Source organism: Paenirhizobium cremeum (genome assembly GCF_022884085.1).
Lineage (GTDB): Bacteria > Pseudomonadota > Alphaproteobacteria > Rhizobiales > Rhizobiaceae > Allorhizobium > Allorhizobium cremeum.
Genome location: NZ_JAGGCS010000002.1, coordinates 322,121 through 337,895, shown reverse-complemented (window position 1 = coordinate 337,895; position 15,775 = coordinate 322,121). Strand labels below are relative to the sequence as shown.

General features: G+C 61.9%; 16 protein-coding genes. 6 read left to right on the top strand and 10 right to left on the bottom strand.

The annotated features are described in order from the left end of the window. Positions 1-78: 78 nt before the first annotated feature. On the bottom strand, positions 79-1,185 hold the full coding sequence (locus J5N58_RS05065) for a TRAP transporter substrate-binding protein (RefSeq protein ID WP_112828753.1): 1,107 nt from the start codon (positions 1,183-1,185) through the stop codon (positions 79-81). Between the two features lie 289 nt (positions 1,186-1,474). On the opposite strand from J5N58_RS05065, the gene J5N58_RS05060 reads away from it, so the two are divergent. Then, positions 1,475-2,227 carry a gamma-glutamyl-gamma-aminobutyrate hydrolase family protein gene (locus tag J5N58_RS05060; RefSeq protein ID WP_113438043.1) on the top strand — a complete coding sequence of 251 codons (753 nt, stop codon included), beginning with the start codon at positions 1,475-1,477 and terminating at the stop codon, positions 2,225-2,227. Between the two features lie 6 nt (positions 2,228-2,233). On the opposite strand, the gene J5N58_RS05055 is transcribed toward J5N58_RS05060, so the two are convergent. The 4 genes from J5N58_RS05055 to J5N58_RS05040 all read right to left on the bottom strand — a co-directional run bounded on the left by J5N58_RS05055 (position 2,234) and on the right by J5N58_RS05040 (position 5,392). Then, complete coding sequence (locus J5N58_RS05055; RefSeq protein ID WP_113442313.1) at positions 2,234-2,686, bottom strand: hypothetical protein; 453 nt, start codon at positions 2,684-2,686, stop codon at positions 2,234-2,236. Positions 2,687-2,768: 82 nt separating this feature from the next. Then, positions 2,769-3,734 (bottom strand): 2-hydroxyacid dehydrogenase, encoded by a 966-nt coding sequence (locus tag J5N58_RS05050; protein WP_244709926.1) that lies wholly within the window; start codon positions 3,732-3,734, stop codon positions 2,769-2,771. A 21-nt stretch (positions 3,735-3,755) separates the two neighbouring features. Next, positions 3,756-4,772, bottom strand: a complete 1,017-nt coding sequence (locus J5N58_RS05045; RefSeq protein WP_112828757.1) for a LacI family DNA-binding transcriptional regulator — start codon at positions 4,770-4,772, stop codon at positions 3,756-3,758. A 110-nt stretch (positions 4,773-4,882) separates the two neighbouring features. Then, positions 4,883-5,392 carry a MarR family winged helix-turn-helix transcriptional regulator gene (locus tag J5N58_RS05040; RefSeq protein ID WP_112828758.1) on the bottom strand — a complete coding sequence of 170 codons (510 nt, stop codon included), beginning with the start codon at positions 5,390-5,392 and terminating at the stop codon, positions 4,883-4,885. A gap of 96 nt (positions 5,393-5,488) precedes the next feature. On the opposite strand from J5N58_RS05040, the gene J5N58_RS05035 reads away from it, so the two are divergent. The 3 genes from J5N58_RS05035 (at position 5,489) to J5N58_RS05025 (ending at position 8,541) form a co-directional block, all read left to right on the top strand. Further along, positions 5,489-6,316, top strand: a complete 828-nt coding sequence (locus J5N58_RS05035) for a creatininase family protein (RefSeq protein WP_244709924.1) — start codon at positions 5,489-5,491, stop codon at positions 6,314-6,316. A 76-nt stretch (positions 6,317-6,392) separates the two neighbouring features. Next, a complete protein-coding gene (locus J5N58_RS05030; protein WP_113340756.1) occupies positions 6,393-7,496 on the top strand; it encodes a CobW family GTP-binding protein in 1,104 nt (367 codons plus the stop codon). A gap of 58 nt (positions 7,497-7,554) precedes the next feature. Then, entirely contained in the window at positions 7,555-8,541 is a 987-nt protein-coding gene (locus J5N58_RS05025) for a WD40 repeat domain-containing protein (protein WP_113439361.1), read from the top strand. A 45-nt stretch (positions 8,542-8,586) separates the two neighbouring features. Here the strand turns inward: J5N58_RS05025 and J5N58_RS05020 are convergent, their stop codons facing one another. After that, positions 8,587-9,372, bottom strand: coding sequence for an ArsR/SmtB family transcription factor (locus J5N58_RS05020; protein ID WP_244709922.1), 786 nt, complete (start codon positions 9,370-9,372; stop codon positions 8,587-8,589). A gap of 141 nt (positions 9,373-9,513) precedes the next feature. Further along, the gene (locus J5N58_RS05015; RefSeq protein WP_244710106.1) at positions 9,514-10,197 is read right to left on the bottom strand and encodes an OmpW/AlkL family protein; all 684 of its coding nucleotides are present in this window, start codon (positions 10,195-10,197) and stop codon (positions 9,514-9,516) included. A gap of 298 nt (positions 10,198-10,495) precedes the next feature. On the opposite strand from J5N58_RS05015, the gene J5N58_RS05010 reads away from it, so the two are divergent. Continuing rightward, positions 10,496-11,344, top strand: coding sequence for a hypothetical protein (locus J5N58_RS05010; protein WP_244709920.1), 849 nt, complete (start codon positions 10,496-10,498; stop codon positions 11,342-11,344). Positions 11,345-11,443: 99 nt separating this feature from the next. Here J5N58_RS05010 and J5N58_RS05005 read toward each other — a convergent pair whose 3' ends face one another. The 3 genes from J5N58_RS05005 to odc2 all read right to left on the bottom strand — a co-directional run bounded on the left by J5N58_RS05005 (position 11,444) and on the right by odc2 (position 14,249). Further along, positions 11,444-12,079, bottom strand: a complete 636-nt coding sequence (locus tag J5N58_RS05005) for an outer membrane protein (RefSeq protein WP_113340957.1) — start codon at positions 12,077-12,079, stop codon at positions 11,444-11,446. 368 nt (positions 12,080-12,447) lie between these two features. Next, positions 12,448-13,041: a GNAT family N-acetyltransferase gene (locus tag J5N58_RS05000; protein WP_113442325.1), complete on the bottom strand. Its 594-nt coding sequence runs from the start codon at positions 13,039-13,041 to the stop codon at positions 12,448-12,450. A gap of 74 nt (positions 13,042-13,115) precedes the next feature. Then, positions 13,116-14,249: an ornithine/lysine decarboxylase gene (odc2, locus tag J5N58_RS04995; protein WP_113424476.1), complete on the bottom strand. Its 1,134-nt coding sequence runs from the start codon at positions 14,247-14,249 to the stop codon at positions 13,116-13,118. Between the two features lie 559 nt (positions 14,250-14,808). Here odc2 and J5N58_RS04990 point away from each other — a divergent pair. Continuing rightward, positions 14,809-15,702, top strand: a complete 894-nt coding sequence (locus tag J5N58_RS04990) for a LysR family transcriptional regulator (protein ID WP_112828767.1) — start codon at positions 14,809-14,811, stop codon at positions 15,700-15,702. Positions 15,703-15,775 lie beyond the last annotated feature (73 nt).

Below are 15,775 nucleotides of genomic sequence, written 5' to 3'. Positions count from 1 at the left end.
TCTCTCGAACCCCCAAAAGGAAAAAGGCCCCGGACGCAGCGTCCGGGGCCTTTCTCGTTCATTCGTCGCGCGGAAGGTTCAGAGCTTGCCGGCGCGCTGCTGGATCATCATGAAGGTGTCGAAGGTATATTCGCCGAGCTGCGCCCACAGATAGGCGTCCTTCTTGAAGGCGAGCTGATCGTCATAAACCTTCTTGAAGGTCGGGCTCTGCGCCGAGAGTTCTGCATAGATCCCAAGAGCGGCCTGGTAGCAGGCCTCCAGGATCTCCTGGCTGAACGGACGCAGCACCGTGCCTTCCGCGACGAGCTGCTTCAGCGCCTGCGGGTTCTTCGCATCGTATTTTGCCATCATGTTGGTGTTGGCATAGGCACAGGCATCGGTGAGGATCGCCTGATAATGCTTCGGCAGGCCGTTATACTTCTCGAGGTTGAAGAAGCCGTGGACGACCGGACCGCCTTCCCAGAAACCCGGATAGTAGTAGTACTTGGCCACCTTGTGGAAGCCGAGCTTGGCGTCGTCATAGGGGCCGACGAATTCGGCCGCGTCAATCGTGCCCTTTTCCAGCGCCGGATAGATATCGCCGCCGGCAAGCTGCTGCGGCACGACGCCAACTTTTTCCAGAACCTTGCCGGCCAGACCGGCGATACGCATCTTCAGACCCTTGAGGTCGTCGACGGTGTTGATCTCCTTGCGGAACCAGCCGCCCATCTGCACGCCGGTATTGCCGGCCGGCAGACCATAGAGACCCTGCGTCGCGAAGAACTCGTTCATCAGCGTGTTGCCGTTTCCCTGGTTGTACCAGGCGTTCTGCATGCGGGCATTGAGGCCGAAGGGAATGGCCGTGCCGATGGCGAAGGTCGGCTCCTTGCCCCAGAAATAGTAGGACGTCGTGTGGGCTGCCTCGACGGTGCCGGCCGCAACCGCATCAACCGCCTGCAGGCCGGGCACGATTTCACCGGCCGCGAAGACCTGGATGGTGAAGTTTCCATCGGTGGCCGCCGCAACGCGTTCGGCGATGTCGACCGCACCGCCATAGATGGTGTCGAGCGACTTCGGAAACGACGACGTCAGCCGCCAGGTGATCTTCGGGTTTTCCTGCGCAATGGCAGGTGCGGCGAGTACGGTCGATGCGGCAGCACCCGCACCCGCCACGCCCGCTTTCTTGATAAATGAACGACGATCCATGTAATGACCTCCCAATCATGGTTTGCGCTACCGGCAAGTTCCTTGCGCCCCCTCCCGGCTGCAATGACGGCGAGATGACCATTTTTTCCAAAGCGTTTCAAGCTGCGCCGCAATATTCTTTCGACGCATATTTGCGCTGAGGGCCGCGGCCCGGCGACAATACCTATTTTGTCCGGAAAAACGTCATGCGAGGCCGGACTGACTGCTTCGCCGGAATTTTGCCGCAATCGGTCATTGACTTCCCGGCCATCCTGCGTTCAAGAATCCTGCCCGCCTTTCGGAGACCATCATGCCCAAGCCGATCATTGCCGTTCCCGCCGACATTCGCGAATTCGACGGAACCTCCTGGCATGCGGCCCAGAACCAGTATGTCCGGGCAGCCCTCAATGTCGCCGACGTCATGTCCTTCATCATTCCCGCCTTCGAGGCGGGCAATGACACGGACGCTCTTCTGGATCGGGTCGACGGCCTCCTCGTTTCCGGCTCCGCCACCAATGTGCATCCCTCACTCTATGGCGGGGAGTTCAAGGAAAGCGACGGCCCCTTCGACCCGGCACGCGATGCGACAACGCTGCCGATGATCCGCCGGGCGATCGAGCGGGGCATTCCGCTGCTGGCGATCTGTCGGGGCATCCAGGAACTGAACGTCGCGCTCGGCGGCACGCTCGCAAGCGAGATCCAGGAACAGGAAGGCGTTTGGGACCACCGCAAGCCCCAGCATCCGGACCGCGACGTGATGTACAGCATCCGGCAGGACGTGGTCGTCGCGGAAGGCTCCTGCATCGCCCGCTATCTCGGAACGGGCCGTATTCCCGTCAATTCGCTGCATCGTCAGGCGATCTCGAAGACGGCCCCCGGCCTTCAGGTCGAGGCCATCGCCGATGACGGCACGATCGAAGCCGTGTCCGTGATCGGCGCCAAGGGTTTTGCCATTGGCGTGCAGTGGCATCCGGAATACTGGGCCGAGACCGACAAGCCGTCGCGCGCCCTTTTCGAAGCCTTCGGCGACGCTGTCCGCGCCTATGCGAAGACCCGCGGCTGAGGAAAATCAGGGCAGCATCTGCAAGGCGACACCGGCTCCGGCGGGTTCCAGCGCCTCATAGGCCAGTCCCTTTTTCCGCACGAGCGTCAGCACCACGAGACCGGCGCCATCGCTGAGCGTGACGCGGCCGTCCTCGCCCTGTGTCCAGTTCCGCACCGACGATAGCCTCGGCCACACGTCGTCGCATTCTCTGGGAGCGGAAAAACTCCGGCTGCGGCTTTGCAGTGTGCCGCCGCGCTCTGCAACGCATGCCCGCTGCCTCGCGGCGTTCGAAATCGAGAATTCAGCCGGCGGCGCAATGATCGAGCCGGTTGCGCTGGCCCGGATGGAGCCCGAGACGACCGGGTCGAAGGCCGGATTTCGCAGGCCCGCAGTCTCGTTCCGCCATCCATAGATGCCGGCCGCGGCGGCGCCCGCCACGGAAAGTCCGGCAGCCAATACGAAAACGTAAGTCTTCACCCGCACATCCCCCGCCAGCAATCGCCCGCCCGTCGATGAGCTTGGATGCGCAAGCTTGCGGAAAGCTGGAGATTGCAGCAGGTCACGCTGATTCCTGCGGCGTTTCCGGCACCGGCGTCAGCGCCTTGCCGGTCGAGAACCAGGAAACCAGATTGTCGACGACGAGATCGGCCATGGCGTTGCGCGTCGGCAGCGACGCCGAGGCCACATGCGGAAGCAGCGAGACATTGGGCAGATCGATAAGCTCCTGCGGAACGTCGGGCTCGTTGGCAAAGACATCGAGACCGGCCGCTGCGATCGTGCCTTGCTTCAAGGCCGTAACGAGCGCCGACTGGTCGACCGTCGTGCCACGCCCCACATTGATGAGGACGCCATTCGGCCCGAGCGCCTTCAACACTTCGGCATCGATCGAGCCCGTGGTTTCCGGCGTCTTCGGCACGATGGAAATCAGCGTATCGACCGCTTCCGCGAGGCTCAGAAGGCTTGCGTGATAACCATAGGACACGTCCGCCCGCGGCCGCCGGGTGTGATAGCTGATCTTCACCTTGAACGGTTCGAGCCGTCGCGCGATCTCGATGCCGATCCGCCCGAGCCCCTGCAGCCCGACATGCCGCCCCTTCAGCGAAAGCGGCGTCAGCGGGAAATGTCCTTCCGAAACCCAGCGGCCCTGGCGAAGCCATGCCTCCGCCTGCGGCAGCCGTCGCACGGTGTTGATGAGCAGGGCGACGGTCGTATCGGCCACCTCGTCATTGAGAACATCCGGCGAGTTCGTGACAACGATGCCGCGTTGGGCAGCGGCGCCGACATCCACACCGTCATAGCCGACGCCAAAATTGGAGATGATCTCCAGGTTGGGCAGGCGTGCGATCCACGATGCCGGGAGGGCGCCGGAAACCGCGACCCCGCGCACCAGCGCCGCTTCATCCTCGGAAATGTCGAGCGTCGGCCCATGGGGCACGGCAACGATATCGAAGGCCTCGCTCAACCGCGCGATGACGCGCGGGTTGATGTAACCGGGTACGAGGATTGCGACGCGGTCTTTGGTCATGCTTGGATAATCCTGTCTGTCTCAGCGGTTGATGGGGCCGGTCGACTGACGAATCCGCATTTCCGGCTTGATAAGATGAATGCCGTCCGGCTCGTGGCTGCCTGCCAGCTTATCCAGAAGCGCCCGGGCTGCAAGCCGTCCGACCTCCGCCTGACCGTTCCAGACGGTGGTCAGCGCCGGTGTGGCGATGGAAGCCTCCTCGAGATCGTCATAACCGGTGACCGAAATATCCCGGCCGGGCACCAGCCCGGCGCGGGCAATACCGTTCATCAGGCCGATGGCGACGAGATCGTTCCAGCAGACGGCCGCCGTCGGCTTCTGCGGCAGGGACAGGAAATGCACCGCCGCCTCGAAGCCGCCCTGTTTCGTTCGCGGTCCGGGAATGCGCAGGTTCGGGTCCACCTCGATCCCCGCCTTGCGCAGCGCGCTGACATAGCCCTGATAGCGGTCGCGGCCCGTCGAGGTCTGGTCGGTGCCGCCGATCATCGCGATGGTGCGGTGACCGAGACCGATCAGGTGGTTGGTGGCAAGCGAAATGCCATAGCTGTCATCGCCGCGATAGATCGGCACGTCGACACCGTCCATCGAGCGTGCGACGAAGATCGCCGGCATGCCGTTATCCTCTGCGAGGCGCACATCCTCAGGCGGCGTGCCGATCGCCGGCGACATGATGACACCATCGCCTCCGAGTTGCAGCAGCGTCTCGATGAACATCCGCTGCTTGTCGACGGAATCGTAGTGGTTCGAAAGAATGAAGGTGTGACGGCTCCGGTCGAGCTCGCTTTCGATCGCCTTCAGGATTTCTCCGTAGAACGGGTTCATGATGTCATGCACAACGACACCGATGATGCCCGACCGGGACGTCCGGAGGCTGGCTGCACGACGATTGTAGATATAGCCGAGGGCGCGTGCCTGTTCCTTGATCTTTTCCCGCGTATCGGCCGCAACCAGCGGACTGTCGCGCAAGGCGAGCGATATGGTTGCGGTGGACAATCCGAGCGATTCGGCAATCGTTGAAAGTTTGACCTTCTGAGCCACTTTTCCTCCCCCGTGACAGACAACTTCCCGCGCCGGCCGTCACACCCTGCGCTTAAATTTTTTAATTAAATATTTTAAGCGCATATTTCAATTCATTCTTTCGCCGAAGATCAGCGCTTCTCCGAATCGCCCCTCAGGTTTTCCTCGACGGTCACCAATAGACGGGCCAGCACCTTTACCTCCTTGCCGGACAATCCTCTGGTAGCCACACGTTCGCAGTCGTCGGCCGCGCTCGCGATCCTTTCGATACTGTTGCGCCCCTCTTCCGTGAGATAAACCTTGGTCAGGCGCGCATCCTTGTCGTCGGCGCGGCGCATCACGAAACCCTGCGCCTCCATGCGGCCGATGGTGCGCGTCATGGTCGGCGCCTTGACGCCGAGCCGTTGCGCAAGCGCCCCCGGCGTGATCCCGTCTTCTTCTCCGAGAAGCTGCATGACGCCGTCCTGCCCGGCATAGAGGCCGCTATCGGCAAGATTGTGGGAAAGCCTGGTGCGCATGGTGCGGGCAAGTTGTGTGACGAGAACGGTGAGCGGTACACCGGCAGCGCCGGCGTCCTTCTTCTTGCCGCTCTTGTTTTTCTTCTCGCCTTTGTCCTTGTCGCCCTTGTCTTTTTTGGACATTCTGCCTCCCGCGCCGCTTGATGACGGCTTTCCTTCTTTGCGCCGGCTGAAACTCTGGCGTTGAAATCCATAGCGAAAATAAAAGACAGAAACCAGATGGCGAAGCCCAGGCCGCACTTCGATGACAACGACTTCACGACACCTGTGGAGGAACGCCGCGACTGGATCGCCGTCCTGCCCCTTGGCGCCCACGAGCAGCACGGCCCTCACCTGCCCTTCGAGACCGATGCCCTGATCGCACAAGGCCTTGTCGAAAGGCTGCTTGCGCAACTCCCCGAAGACCTGCCCGTCACCTTTCTGCCCGTCGAACCCGTCGGCTATTCGCCCGAACATATGGACGTCGAGGGTACGAAAAGCCTTGCATTCGACGAGGCCGTCAACCGCTGGCTGGCGATAGCCGAAGACCTCTCCCGCAAGGGCATACTCAAGCTTGTCCTCCTGAATGCCCATGGCGGAAATTCCCCGCTGATGACCGTCGTCGTTACGGAAGCGCGGCTGCGTTTCGACATGCTGGCGGTCGCGACCAGCTGGACCCGCTTCGGCGTGCCCGAAGGCGTCATTTCGCCTGAGGCCAAGGCAATCGACATCCATGGCGGGCTGATCGAGACGTCGGTGATGCTCGCGCTCCATCCCGAACGGGTCGACATGTCAAAGGCCCGCGACTTCCCCTCCCGCCAGACCCGGTTTGCCGAGATGTTCAGCCATCTGCGCGCCTACGGCCCGCATGCCTTCGGCTGGAAGATGTCCGATCTCAACGGGGAAGGCGTTGCCGGCAACGCGGCTGCAGCCACCGCCGAAGCCGGGGAAAAGCTGATCGCCCATGCCGTGAGGGGCCTCACCGAACTTTTGAGAGACGTCCACCGCTTCGACATCGATACTTTTGTCTGCGCAGGTGCAAACCGGTCCTCTCAACAAAGCCTTTGAACTCGTCCGAGCCAGCGCCTATATGGGGTAACACCATTACGGCGCGCCCCGCGCTTTCCACCTCATCGAGGACCCCATGACCGAAGCTGCCGCAAAACCCATTCCCGTCACCGTGCTGACCGGCTACCTTGGCGCCGGCAAGACGACGCTGCTCAACCGCATTCTCTCCGAGAACCACGGCAAGAAATATGCGGTCATCGTCAACGAATTCGGCGAAATCGGCATCGACAACGACCTCATCGTGGAATCCGACGAGGAAATCTACGAAATGAACAACGGCTGCGTCTGCTGCACCGTGCGCGGCGACCTGATCCGCGTGGTCGAGGGCCTGATGCGCCGTCCAGGCCGTTTCGACGGCATTATCGTCGAAACCACCGGCCTTGCCGATCCGGTGCCGGTCGCCCAGACCTTCTTCATGGATGACGACGTTCGCTCCAAGACCGAACTCGACGCCGTGGTTGCCCTGGTGGACGCCAAGCATCTGCCGCTGCGCCTGAAGGACAGCCGCGAGGCGGAAGACCAGATCGCCTTTGCCGACGTCGTCGTCATCAACAAGACCGACCTCGTCAGCCATGACGAACTGCACCGCATCGAGGACATCGTCCGCGCCATCAACCCGTCGGCCCGCATCTACGCAACCACCCGTTCTGGCGTCGATCTTGCCCGCGTGCTGAACCAGGGCGCCTTCAACCTCGAGCGCGCCCTCGAAAACGACCCGCATTTCCTTGACCATGACGATCCGGATCATGTCTGCGGTCCCGAATGCGGTCACGACCACCATCATCACCACGACCATGACCATGACCACCATCATCACGATCATGACCACGGTCATCATGGTCACCATCACCACGATCATGGCCCCTCGCCGATCCACGACGTGACGGTCACCTCGATCTCGCTGCGCGGCGGCGAAATGAACCCCGACCGCTTCTTCCCCTGGATTCAGAAGGTCACCCAGACCGATGGCCCGAACATCCTGCGCCTCAAGGGCATCATCGCCTTCAAGGGCGACGAGGAACGTTACGTCGTGCAGGGCGTGCACATGATTATCGAAGGCGATCACCAGCGTCCGTGGAAGGACGGAGAAAAGCGCGAGACCCGCCTCGTGTTCATCGGCCGCGATCTCGACCGCGAAAAGCTCGAGAGGAGCTTCCACGCCTGCGAGGCTTCGGCATGACGCCGAAGCCTGCGCCACATTTTACGACGAAAGCCATGCCTGAAGGAAAGACTGCCTGATGCCGACGGTTGCCCCTCTCGACCTCGAAGGTCACGTCGTCACCTGCGCATTCCTCGGAGACATTCCCGTCTTTGCGACCGCCGCCGGCACGATCCATCGTCTCGACGGCGGGGAAAAGGTGACGGAAGCCCATCAGGGCCTGCTCGCCTGCGTCAAGGACGTGTCCAACCAGACCCTCGTCACCGGCGGGGAAGACGGCAAGGTGCTGCGCATCGCCCATGACGGCTCGGTCGCCGAGCTTGCCCATGTCCCGCGCAAATGGATCTCCGTGGTCGCTGCCGGCCCGCAGGGCGCGGTCGGCTATTCCTACGGCAAGATTGCCCATGTCCGCCTCGCCGATGGCACGATGAAGGAGTTCACCGAAGAGCGCACCGTGGAGGGCATCGACTTCGCCCCCAAGGGCATGCGCATTGCGGTTGCCCGCTATAACGGCGTGACGCTTCACTGGGTCGGCACCAGCGGGGCGCCGGTCGATCTCGAATGGAAGGGCGCCCACACTGGTGTGACATTCTCGCCCGACGGCCGCTTCGTCGTCACCATGATGCAGGAAAACGCGCTGCATGGCTGGAAACTCGACGGCAAGGCGAACGACACCCGCCACATGCGCATGACCGGCTACCCCGCCAAGGTCAAATCCCTGTCGTGGTCGGTGAAGGGCAAGTGGCTTGCCTCCTCCGGAGCGCCTGCGGCCATCGTCTGGCCTTTCTCCGGCAAGGACGGCCCGATGGGCAAGGCGCCGCTGGAACTCGGCACCCGCGCCAACATCATGGTGAGCCAGGTCGCCTTCCACCCCGCCGAAGAAGTGCTCGCCATAGGCTTCGTCGATGGCATGATCCTCGCCGTGCGCATCGCCGACGGCAAGGAGGCACTGCTTCGCCGCCCCGGCAAGGGAGCGATTACATCGATGGGCTGGAGCGCCAACGGCAAGCTTCTGGCCTTTGCATCGGACGCCGGCGATTGCGGCGTCATCGACATCACCGCCTGACGATCCCGGCGACGGCCGGAACGACCGACCGCCGCCGAACCGATATCAAACGGCGCGCTCAAGCACGAAGGGCACCCCGGTCTCGGCGAGCGTCTTGAGCCGCGACAGGGACTCCGGCCAACCGCCAACCACGGCCTTGCTGGTCGCGGTTTCGCCGCCGAAATCGTCATGCACCAGCGTCAGCTTGCATGCCTTGCCTAGCAGCGGCTCGATCTCAAAAACCACCCGCGACGGCTTGTCGGCAGCAACATCCGGCGCCCATTGCGCGCTGAAGGTGAGAACCAGCCGGCGGGGCGGCTCCATCTCGACGATCTTTCCGCAAATCGCTACCCGCTCGCCCATCATCCAGGCGTAATCGCCCTCGGCACGCCAATCCGTGCGCGACGTCATGTTGAAGTGCTGCCAGAGCGGCGTCTTTTCATCGCTGGTTATGATTTCCCAAACGGTCTCCGCGGATGCACGGATATAGAGTTCGTAGACATGCTTAGGCTGATGTTCGCTCGTCATCTCTTTTTCCTTTTCCATCGTCTCGGCAATCGACTTGATGTCGGCCATCGTCCGGACAAACGGCACCGCATAGCGGGCAATCCAGCGGTCGCTGACCTCCTGAATAGGGACGGCATTGAGGAAGTGAAGCTTTTCTCGCCCGGCCTTCCGCGACACCACGAGATGCGCCGCCTCGAGCACCTTCAAATGCTTCATCACCCCGAACCGGCTGACCGGGAGGTGGCTTTCGAGGTCTCCGAGCGTCCGTCCGCCCCTCTCCTTCAGGAGATCCAGCAGTTCGCGCCGCAGCGGATGGCTGAGAGCAAAGAAAACATCATCGTCCATGGATAGAAAATATGTGACTCATTAGTCACATGTCAAGATGCAACCCCGCGTCGGACTGGGAGCGTTCAACATGACGGCCGCAAAAAAGGCCGGGGGCAAAGCCTCCGGCCTTTCTGCATTCAGCAGTTCCTGATCAGGAGATCAGAAGCGGTAGGTTACACCGGCGCCGATCAGCCACGGATCGAGCTTGGCGCTGCCGCTGAGTTCCGTCCCGCCGACGGTGACATCGAAATCGGGCCTCAGGAAGATCTTCTTGACGTCGAAGTTCACGCCCCAGTGCTCGTTGACCATGTAGTCGAAGCCGACCTGCAGGGCTGCGCCGAAGCTGTTCTTGATGTCGAGATCGTCCGCCGAGGAGGCGTCCTGGCTGTAGAACATGGTGTAGTTGATACCGGCACCGACATAAGGCTTGAAGGCGCCGAAATCGGTGAAGTGATACTGCAGGGTGAGCGTCGGCGGCAGGATCCAGGTGCTGCCGATCTTGCCGAGGCCGTCGATCGAGCCCTCGCCGTAGACGTTGGCGCGGGTCGTGCCGAGGATGAGTTCGGCAGCGATATTGTCGGTGAAGTAATAGGTGATGTCGAGTTCCGGGATGACCGAGTCGCTGTAGGACAGATCCGAACCGGAGACGCCGTCGACCTTGCCTTCGTCATTGGTGATGACCCCCAGACCGCGAACGCGGATCTGCCACGGGCTCAGCGCATCGGCCATCGGCGCTTCCGGAGTGGGCTCCGCCACCGGCGATACGTCCGCTGCACCGGCCGCCTGGCCGATAAGCAGGAATGCAGTGGTTGCAGCAAGGGCGCTGATCCGCCTTGTCCACATCATGGTCATAGGTCTCTCCTTATGAATAAAGGGCTTTTGCCGGGGACGACTATGGACCCGCGAGGCTTGCGTGAGTTGAGCTAGATCAATGCATCTGGCGTTTACCCCACCCACGAAGACAGGAGACCCGCCGCTGTCACAATTTTGCCACAGCCAGAATTGACGAATGATAAAAATGTAGCATGCTGCGTATTTTTTTGCCTTTCCGATACCGCGCCCGCCGCCAACAAGACTCATTTTCGGCGGACTGATTCTCGGATAGAATCTCGCGAGATCCTGAACCGGACGATCGATCCCGATGCGCGCTTCACTCCATTCCGCTGCCCTCATGGTGCTGCTGGCTTTGTCACCCACAGCCACGAAAGCCGCCGAACCCGAACTCGCCGGCCTTGGCGATGCCGTACCCGGCGCATCCTCGGCGACCTTCTTCGATCTCGCGCGCAGCTTCGTTCCCGATCTTCAGCCCGATGGAATGGGCTGGACCGGACATGCTCTCGACGCCAAGCTTTCGAAAAGGCTCGATCTGGAAACGGACTGGCCCGAAGGGCTTGCGATTGACGGCGTGGAAACCGTGACATTCGGCAGCGGCGCGAACCGGCGCCTTGCCGTGCTGTTCGATTTCGGTCCGTTGTCAGAGGAGCCGCTGGCACCGGCGATCCTCGCCCTTTATTCGGCAGAGCGCGAACCGCGGCTGCTCGATGCCGTCGATGTGGGGCTCGACCGCGAGACAGGGCTGGTCTCCCCTGTTGTGCTCGACCTCGGCGACGGGGCACAGGCGCTGGTCAGCGAAAGCAGCCACTGGAATTCGAACCAGACCTACCGGACAACGAGCATCGTGCTTGCTGATACCGACCGGCTGCAGAACATCGACGACATCCTCACCCTGTCGGAGCGCTATTGCGGCCTGAACCGTCTTCAGGAACCGGCAATCTCGGTGGAACCCGAAAAGGCCGGCGGGCGCGCGGCCATTCAGGTCGAGGTCAAGATATACGACGAAAAGGTCGAGGAAAGCTGCGATACGCAGGTGACGCCGTCTGAAACCCGCACTGTCTCCGTGCTCTATCGCTGGAACAGCGAGACGAAAAGCTACAGGCCCGACTCGCAGGATCTGGAAAAGCTGGCGGAAGAAAACGAGAAACGGTTCTGAGCGAGGGGCCGCCTTCGCTCCCTTTCCCCTGAGCTGAAACGACAACGCCCGGCCTCCCTGATGGGGAGCCGGGCGTTGTCTTCGGGATCGAATGTCCCGTCAGAACTTCAGGCCGAGGCCGACATTGACCACATGCTGGTTGAAGTCGGTGTCCACTCCGAGAATGTCCTTTTCGGCATAGTCGTTGTAGCGGTATTCGACACGGGTGAAGAGCTGATCGGTCACGGCGTAGTCGAAGCCGGCGCCGAGGGTCCAGCCGTTCAGCATCTTGTCCTCGCCGAAATCCGGACCGTCGACGGAGAAGTTCGTCGCCGTCCAGCCGCCGGCGGCATAGAGCAATGCGCGATCCATGGCATAACCGACACGGGCGCGGACGGAGCCGTTCAGGCCGGTGTTGACGTCCACGTCGCCATAACTGTTTTCGTTCCAGTCATAGTTCAGGTCGCCTTCGACACCGACGATGACATTGCTGCCGACATCGAAGTTCCAGCCGGCAAAACCGCCGAACCGGCCGCCGTCGAAGTCGTCGGAGGCCGAGCCGACGCCGTCGTAGAAGTCGCCATTGCCCCAGCCATAACCGCCATGGGCACCGACATAGCCACCTGCCCAGGAGAAGACCGGCGTGGTCTCAACGGCTTGCGGCGGCGGCGCAGGTGCCTCGGACACGGCGTCTGCTGCAAGGGCCGTTGTGGAGATTGCCGCTGCGGCAATCGAACCAAGCACAAGTTTCTTCATCATAGAGGTACACTCCCTATCTCGCACTCCCGCCCTGGGCAGGAAAATGCGGTTGGTCATGACGTACATGTCACGGTGCTATAACAAGCACGAGACGCCACTTTGTTCCGCATACGGGGCATTTTTTAGGCGAAGGTGCAAAAGGGACACGGGCGACATGTCCCGTCGACGGCCAGGGAATCGCTCCGACAGGTCCGAGAAGGCCATGACAACAAAAAGGCCCCCTCCCCGTGGATAGGGAGGGGGCACTGCTCCCGCCGCCGCGACGGGATGAAAGGCCCGCGCCCACCCTGGCGGCTCAGATGCCGAAGCCAGCCTGCTGCCGGTACATCGAACTCTGCCGGGAGCGCGGGCCTATCTTATGAAAGTCAGGCTGCGCGGCGATAGGCCGGGCGCGACAGCTTGCGGCCCGAGGCAACCACCATGCCGGCGGCACCTTCGAGCCAGTCCGGCTTGAGCTCCAGCGCAAGGAAGCGCTGGCGGGCGAACGGGCCAGGCATCACCAGATGCTGCGTCTTGCCGGAGAAGAACCCGAACCGCTCGTAATAGGGCGCATCGCCAACCAGCAGGATAGCGCCGTGATCGCGGTTCTTCGCCTCGAGGATGGCCGCACGCATCAGCGCCGCACCGATCCCCTTGCCCTCATGGGCGGCATCGACGGCCAGCGGCCCGAGGAGGAGCGCTTCCACGGCATTGCCGTCACGGCTGACACCCGCTTCGACGTTCCACAGCCGGACGGTGCCGATGACGTGGCCGTCCCGGTCGCGGGCGACGAAGGCGAGCCCTTCTGCCGGCAGACGGCCGCGGCGGATCTTCTCCGACGACTTCTTGCGACGGTCGGCGCCCATGGCGCGGTCGAGCAGCGCTTCGCGCGCAACGACGTCCGCCGGCGTTTCGGCATCGATAACAAAGGCAGGTGCAGGCGCAAAGAATGCGCGCACGCTATCAAGAACAGCGGCCATTGTGGCCTCCCGAACCAAGAGAGTTTCCGATGATGTTGTTTGTTGCCGTGCCGGTCATGCCGGCACGGTCGACATCAGATGACGTAGGCCTTGAGCGGCTCGAAGCCGTTGAAGGCGACCGCCGAGTAGGTGGTCGTATAGGCGCCCGTGCCTTCGATCAGAACTTCGTCGCCGATCGTGAGTGACACCGGCAGCGGATACATGTTCTTCTCGTAAAGCACGTCAGCGGAATCGCAGGTCGGACCGGCGAGCACGCAGGGCTCCATTTCGTCGCCATCGCGGGCGGTGCGGATCGGGTAGCGGATCGCCTCGTCCATGGTTTCGGCGAGACCGCCGAACTTGCCGATGTCCAGGAAGACCCAGCGATGCGTGTCGTTGTCCGACTTCTTCGAGACGAGGACGACCTCGGCCTTGATGACGCCGGCATTGCCCACCATGCCGCGGCCCGGCTCGATGATCGTGCGCGGAATATGGTTGCCGAAGTGCTTCTTCAGCGCGCCGTTGATCGCACGGCCATAGGCCTCAGCCGACGGGATATCGCGCAGGTACTTGGTCGGGAAGCCGCCGCCCATGTTGACCATCTGCAGGTGGATGCCCTGCTTGGCGAGCGAGGTGAAGACGCGCTTGGCATCGCCGAGAGCGGCATCCCAGGCATCGACCTTGGTCATCTGCGAGCCGACATGGAAAGACACGCCATAGGACTCGAGGCCGAGCTGGTGGGCATAGACCAGCACGTCGACCGCCATCTGCGGCACGCAGCCAAACTTGCGCGAAAGCGGCCATTCGGCGCCTTCGCCATCGGTCAACACGCGGCAGAATACGCGGGCGCCGGGAGCGGCGCGCGAGATCTTTTCGACTTCCTCATGGCTGTCGACTGCGAAGAGATCGACGCCGAGAGCGTGCGCGCGGGCGATGTCGCGCTCCTTCTTGATCGTGTTGCCGAAGGAGATGCGGTCGGCCGAAGCGCCGGCGTCGAGCGCCATCTGGATCTCGGCAACCGAAGCGCAGTCGAAGTTCGAACCCATGGAGGCGAGCAGCGACAGGATTTCCGGAGCCGGATTGGCCTTTACGGCATAGTAGATGGAACTGTCCGGCAGGGCGTGACGGAAAGCGCTGTAGTTATCGCGCACGACGTCGAGATCGACCACGAGGCAGGGACCTTCCGGACGTCGGGTGTTGATGAAATCGAGAATACGAGCGGTGGCCATGGGTCTATCCCTCTCAAGTTCCAAAGATCCCGAACCCGTTGCCGGGCGCGGAAGGACAAAGGACGGCGAGACAACGCACGAATCCAGCCGGTGGAGACACTGGTGCCGTACGAACGCTCGACGCGCGAAACGATGGATAAACGCCCTCTCAGTCGAGAGCATAAATCCGCTTTGTCTGCCATGGATTGGAGGGGAAACCCGACCGCACTTCCGGCAATGATGGTGTGCCTCTTCAGTGACCCCGGCTGATGGAAAGCCGGGAGAGAACCAGAAAGGCCCGCACCGTCGTTGCTTCAAGATGTCCTCGCATTTCCCGGTTGGCCGGAATAGCGACTGGAGGGGTTAGTTCCAGGTACCTTACCGATGACCTCACCTTAGGGATAAATCCCAGTTCGAGGGTCGGCGGACACCCACAGGCACGTGCGACTTTGGGCAGCCCGTGAGATATGAATATTCGCCGTCATAATCAAGAGCTTTTTGCACCCTCCCGGCAGAAAATTGATTGAACAATCCTCGATTTTGTTCACTATCCGCAACAGATCAGGGGGAAGACCGCTTCATGGACACGCTCACACGCATTCGCGCCTTCATCGACGTGGTCGAAGCCGAAGGTTTTTCCGCGGCAGCGCGCAAGACCGGACGCTCCAAGGCGCTGCTCTCGAAATATGTGCGGGAACTCGAAGACGAACTCGGAGCCTTGCTCCTCAACCGCACGACGCGGCAGTTTTCGCTGACGGAGGCCGGCCATACTTATTATCGCACGGCCGCCGATATCCTGAAGGAGATCGACAACCTCGCCGACCTCGTTCGCGAGAACAACACCGACCTCAGGGGCAAACTGAAGGTTACGGTGCCCAGAACCTTCATCGACGCGGATGTCGGCCAGTCCCTGATCGATTTCGCCAGGGAGCACCCGGATCTTTCGCTGGAAATCGTCGCCGACGACCGATTCGTCGATATGATCGAAGAAGGCTTCGATCTCGCGATCCGCATCACCCGCCTCGACGATTCCGGCCTGATTGCCAAAAAACTCTCGGATTTCCGCGTCTATGCCTGTGCGACCCCTGCCTTCATCGCGAAGTACGGCCCTCTCCCCCATCCCCAGGAACTGGCCCGGGTGCCCGTTATCATCGACACCAACTCCCGCTCGCATAACAGCGTGAAATTCGTCGAGCCCGATGGCACGCCGGTCTCGGTTGCCGTCAGCGGTCCGATCGAAGTCAACAGCCCGCAGGCGACGTTGCGCGCAGCCCGCGCCGGCCTCGGTATCGCGATGGTCCCGGATTTCATCGCAAAGCCCTATATTGCGTCGGGCGAACTGATATCCCTGTTCGACGAATACCTGCCCCGGGACCGCGGCATCTATGCGGTCTATCCGCACCGGCGCTACCTTCCCGCCAAGGTGCGCGTCTTTGTCGATTACCTTCACGGCTGGTTCCGCAAATATGCGTGAAACGGTGCAAACCGCCGAGGGGTCCCATTTCCGTCCCAATCCCCGGGCATGAGAGAATCACGCGCAAGCCGAA

Bases quoted from the DNA above. Each gene is read 5' to 3' on its own strand.
- J5N58_RS05065 (WP_112828753.1), bottom strand. From the start codon at position 1,185: ATGGATCGTCGTTCATTTATCAAGAAAGCGGGCGTGGCGGGTGCGGGT.
- J5N58_RS05060 (WP_113438043.1), top strand. From the start codon at position 1,475: ATGCCCAAGCCGATCATTGCCGTTCCCGCCGACATTCGCGAATTCGAC.
- J5N58_RS05050 (WP_244709926.1), bottom strand. From the start codon at position 3,734: ATGACCAAAGACCGCGTCGCAATCCTCGTACCCGGTTACATCAACCCG.
- J5N58_RS05040 (WP_112828758.1), bottom strand. From the start codon at position 5,392: ATGTCCAAAAAAGACAAGGGCGACAAGGACAAAGGCGAGAAGAAAAAC.
- J5N58_RS05035 (WP_244709924.1), top strand. From the start codon at position 5,489: ATGGCGAAGCCCAGGCCGCACTTCGATGACAACGACTTCACGACACCT.
- J5N58_RS05030 (WP_113340756.1), top strand. From the start codon at position 6,393: ATGACCGAAGCTGCCGCAAAACCCATTCCCGTCACCGTGCTGACCGGC.
- J5N58_RS05025 (WP_113439361.1), top strand. From the start codon at position 7,555: ATGCCGACGGTTGCCCCTCTCGACCTCGAAGGTCACGTCGTCACCTGC.
- J5N58_RS05020 (WP_244709922.1), bottom strand. From the start codon at position 9,372: ATGGACGATGATGTTTTCTTTGCTCTCAGCCATCCGCTGCGGCGCGAA.
- J5N58_RS05015 (WP_244710106.1), bottom strand. From the start codon at position 10,197: ATGTGGACAAGGCGGATCAGCGCCCTTGCTGCAACCACTGCATTCCTG.
- J5N58_RS05010 (WP_244709920.1), top strand. From the start codon at position 10,496: ATGCGCGCTTCACTCCATTCCGCTGCCCTCATGGTGCTGCTGGCTTTG.
- J5N58_RS05005 (WP_113340957.1), bottom strand. From the start codon at position 12,079: ATGAAGAAACTTGTGCTTGGTTCGATTGCCGCAGCGGCAATCTCCACA.
- J5N58_RS05000 (WP_113442325.1), bottom strand. From the start codon at position 13,041: ATGGCCGCTGTTCTTGATAGCGTGCGCGCATTCTTTGCGCCTGCACCT.
- odc2 (WP_113424476.1), bottom strand. From the start codon at position 14,249: ATGGCCACCGCTCGTATTCTCGATTTCATCAACACCCGACGTCCGGAA.
- J5N58_RS04990 (WP_112828767.1), top strand. From the start codon at position 14,809: ATGGACACGCTCACACGCATTCGCGCCTTCATCGACGTGGTCGAAGCC.